This window comes from Pseudomonadota bacterium, assembly GCA_010028905.1.
Classification (GTDB): domain Bacteria; phylum Vulcanimicrobiota; class Xenobia; order RGZZ01; family RGZZ01; genus RGZZ01.
On the sequence record RGZZ01000498.1, the window covers coordinates 1 to 3,545 of the forward strand.

At 66.7% G+C, this 3,545-nt stretch carries 4 protein-coding genes; all 4 read left to right on the top strand.

The window, feature by feature from the left end; all coding sequences use genetic code 11:
- Positions 1-171: 171 nt before the first annotated feature.
- On the top strand, positions 172-1,080 hold the full coding sequence (gene lipA / locus EB084_21825; protein NDD30904.1) for a lipoyl synthase: 909 nt from the start codon (positions 172-174) through the stop codon (positions 1,078-1,080).
- A gap of 34 nt (positions 1,081-1,114) precedes the next feature.
- On the top strand, positions 1,115-2,215 hold the full coding sequence (gene pdhA, locus EB084_21830) for a pyruvate dehydrogenase (acetyl-transferring) E1 component subunit alpha (protein NDD30905.1): 1,101 nt from the start codon (positions 1,115-1,117) through the stop codon (positions 2,213-2,215).
- 55 nt (positions 2,216-2,270) lie between these two features.
- Entirely contained in the window at positions 2,271-3,248 is a 978-nt protein-coding gene (locus EB084_21835) for an alpha-ketoacid dehydrogenase subunit beta (GenBank protein ID NDD30906.1), read from the top strand.
- 88 nt (positions 3,249-3,336) lie between these two features.
- Positions 3,337-3,545 (top strand): 2-oxo acid dehydrogenase subunit E2 (locus EB084_21840; GenBank protein NDD30907.1); only part of this gene is annotated, 209 nt, incomplete at its 3' end.

The window sequence follows — 3,545 nt, forward strand, 5'->3', positions numbered from 1 at the left end:
CGCCGCTTGTTCGAGAGACAAGCTGCGCCTGTGCAAAAGACAGGTGCCGCTTGCTCAACAGACGAGCGGCGCCTGGGCAAGAGAAGGTCGCCGCTTGTTCGAGAGACAGTGCGGGCCCCAGGCCGAGATCGGCGTGATGACGGGGCCTCGCAGAGAAAGTAGCGAGCTCGTTTGTCCGACTCCACCCTCTCCCCCAGAAAGCCCGAGTGGCTCAAAGTGCGCGCCCCCGGGGGGCAGACCTTCCGCGGCATCAAGGATCTGCTGCGCGGTCTGACCCTGCACACCGTGTGCGAGGAAGCGCGCTGCCCCAACGTAGGCGAGTGCTGGGGCGGCGGCACGGCGACCATCATGGTCATGGGCGATGTCTGCACCCGGGGGTGTCGCTTCTGCGCGGTGAAGACGGGCAATCCTCACGGGCTGCTCGACCCGGACGAGCCCGAGAACACCGCCGAGGCTCTCTCTCGGCTGGGCCTGCGCTACGTCGTGATCACGAGTGTCGACCGCGATGATCTCCCGGACGGGGGCGCCGATCACTTCAGCCGCACGGTGGCCGCCATCAAGCGGCGCACGCCGGAGCTCGTGGTCGAGGTGCTCATCCCCGACTTCATGGGCGACCGCGACGCCCTCGCCCGCCTGCTCGAGGGCGGGCCCGACGTGGTGGCCCACAACCTCGAGACGGTGCGGCGTCTCACGCCGAAGGTGCGCGATCGTCGCGCCACCTACGACCAGTCGCTGGAAGTGCTTCGCACCCTGAAGTCGCTGCAGCCGGACCTCTTCACCAAGACCTCGCTCATGGTGGGTCTCGGCGAGACCGAGCCCGAGGTTCGCGAGGCCATGCAAGACGCTCGAGAGGTGGGGGTTGACGTGCTCACCTTCGGGCAGTACCTTCGACCCACGCCCAAGCACCTGCCCGTGGTCGAGTACGTCACGCCGCAACAGTTCGAGATCTATCGCGAGACGGGCGACGCGATGGGTTTCATGTACACGGCCTCGGGGCCGCTGGTCCGCTCTTCGTATCGAGCGGGCGAGTTCTTCCTCGAAGGCCAGATCCGCCGCCGCCGCGCTGAGCGGCCCGCCTAGTTCGGAGGAAGTCATGCAAGAGCTGCTCCAGGTCATGGACACGTCCGAGACCCGCAAGAAGGGCAAGGCCGGAAAGGCCGACACGCTGCTGACCCCAGATCAGCTGCGCGAGATCCATCGCACCATGGTGCGCACCCGCGCCCTCGAGGAGCGCGCCACCGCGCTGCAGCGCCAGGGTCGTCTCGGCTTCTACATCGGAAGCCTGGGCCAGGAGGCCGCCCACATCGGCAGCGCGTACGCCCTGCGACCCGATGACTGGATCTTCGCCGCCTATCGCGAGGGGGGCGCCGCGCTGCTGCGCGGCCTGCCCATGAAGGCGCTGGTCGACCAGTGCTTCGGCAACGCCGACGACCCCACAAAGGGGCGCCAGATGCCGTGCCACTACGCCTTCGCCAACATCAACTACGCCAGCATCTCGAGCCCCATCGGCACGCAGTGCATCGAGGCCACGGGCACGGCGATGGCCATGCGCATCCGCAAGAAGGACGCGGTGACCATCTCGTACTTCGGCGATGGAGGCACGTCGAGCAACGACTTCCACGCCGGCATGAACATGGCCGCGGTGTTCAAGGCGCCCACCATCTTCTTCTGCCAGAACAACGGCTGGGCCATCTCGCTGCCCGTGAGCCGTCAGACCGCGTCCGAGACCATCGCCGACAAGGCCGTGGCCTACGGCATGCCGGGGGTTCGCGTCGATGGCAACGATGTGCTCGCCGTCTATCAGGCCACCCGCGAGGCGGTCGAGCGCGCGCGGGCCGGCAAGGGGCCGACCCTCATCGAGGCCGTGACCTTCCGCATGGGGCCTCACTCCACCAGTGACGACCCCAGTCGCTACCGCGGCGATGCAGAGACGCAGTCGTGGAAGGAGAAGTGCCCCATCGAGCGGCTGCGTCGCTATCTCGAGCAGCTGGGCGAGTGGACGGCCGAAGACGACGAGAAGCTCTGGGAGTCGGCGCGCGCCGAGGTGCAGGCGCTGGCCCAGACCTGCGAGCAGACGCCCCCACCGCCGCTCAACTCGATGTTCGACGACGTGTACGCGCAGCTGCCCTGGCATCTCAAGGAGCAGCGCGCAGAGCTGCTGCGCATCCATCCGCCCGGGCGCAAGCAGGAGTCTGACGACTACAAGTTCCCGTGACGCCCGTCCGGCGCGCCTCTCAACCCCTTCACTCTTTCAGGAGGTCTGATTCGAAATGCCCGTGATGAACATGGTGAACGCGATCAACAGCACGCTGCGCGACGAGATGCGCCGCGACGATCGCGTGGTGGTGCTCGGTGAAGACGTGGGCGTCAACGGCGGCGTCTTCCGCGCCACCGAAGGCTTGTATCAAGAGTTCGGGGGCGAGCGCGTCATCGACACGCCCTTGTCTGAATCAGGGATTGTGGGTGCCGCCGTCGGCATGGCGCTCTACGGGCTCAAGCCGGTGCCCGAGATCCAGTTCCTCGATTTCATCTACCCCGCCTTCGACCAGATCGTGAGCGAGATGGCCAAGATGCGCTATCGCAGCGGAGGCCAGTACACGAGCAACGTGGTGCTGCGCACGCCTTATGGCGGCGGCATCCGCGGTGGGCACTACCACTCGCAGAGCACCGAGGCGTTCTTCTGCCACACGCCCGGGCTCCAGGTGGTCATTCCATCCACGGCCCACGACGCAAAGGGGCTGCTCGCCAGCGCGATCCGCGGCGACGACCCGGTCATCTTCCTCGAGCCCAAGCGGCTCTATCGCATGCAGAAGGACGAGGTGCCGGAGAACGAATACACCATTCCCATCGGCAAGGCGCGCCTGGCGCGCGAGGGGTCTGATGTCTCGCTGATCTGCTACGGCGCCATGGTGCCGGTGTGCGAGGAGGCGGCGCAGAAGGCGGCCGATGGCGGGGTGTCGTGCGAGGTTCTCGATCTGCGCACGCTGGTGCCCCTCGACATCGACGCCCTCATGGCGTCGGTCACCAAGACGGGGCGCGTGGTCATCGTTCACGAAGCAACCAAGACGGCCGGATACGGCGCTGAGATCAGCGCGCTCATCGCCGAGCGCGCCATCGACTGCCTCGAGGCGCCCATCGTGCGGGTGGCGGGTTTCGACACCCCGTTCCCGTACACGCTCGAGCATCTGTACATGCCCGACGTGGCGCGCGTGCTCGACGGCGTCAAGAAGGTGACGGGCTACTCATAGACGTTGAAGGCGCGGGGCCTCTGCTGCCGCCGCGTTCCCCGAATCGCGCGCTGACGGAAGGGCGCGCACATCGCACTGGAGGTTCACAATGGAGTTCAAGATGCCCGACATCGGCGAAGGCGTCGCCGAGGGTGAGATCGTGAAGTGGCTGGTCAAGGAAGGCGACGTGGTGGCTGAAGATCAGCCCATGCTCGAGGCTTCCACCGACAAGGCGACGGTGGTGATTCCCTGCCCCACGTCTGGCGTGGTGCAGAAGATCTTCGTGGCTGAGGGCGGCATGGCCAAGGTCGGTCAGGT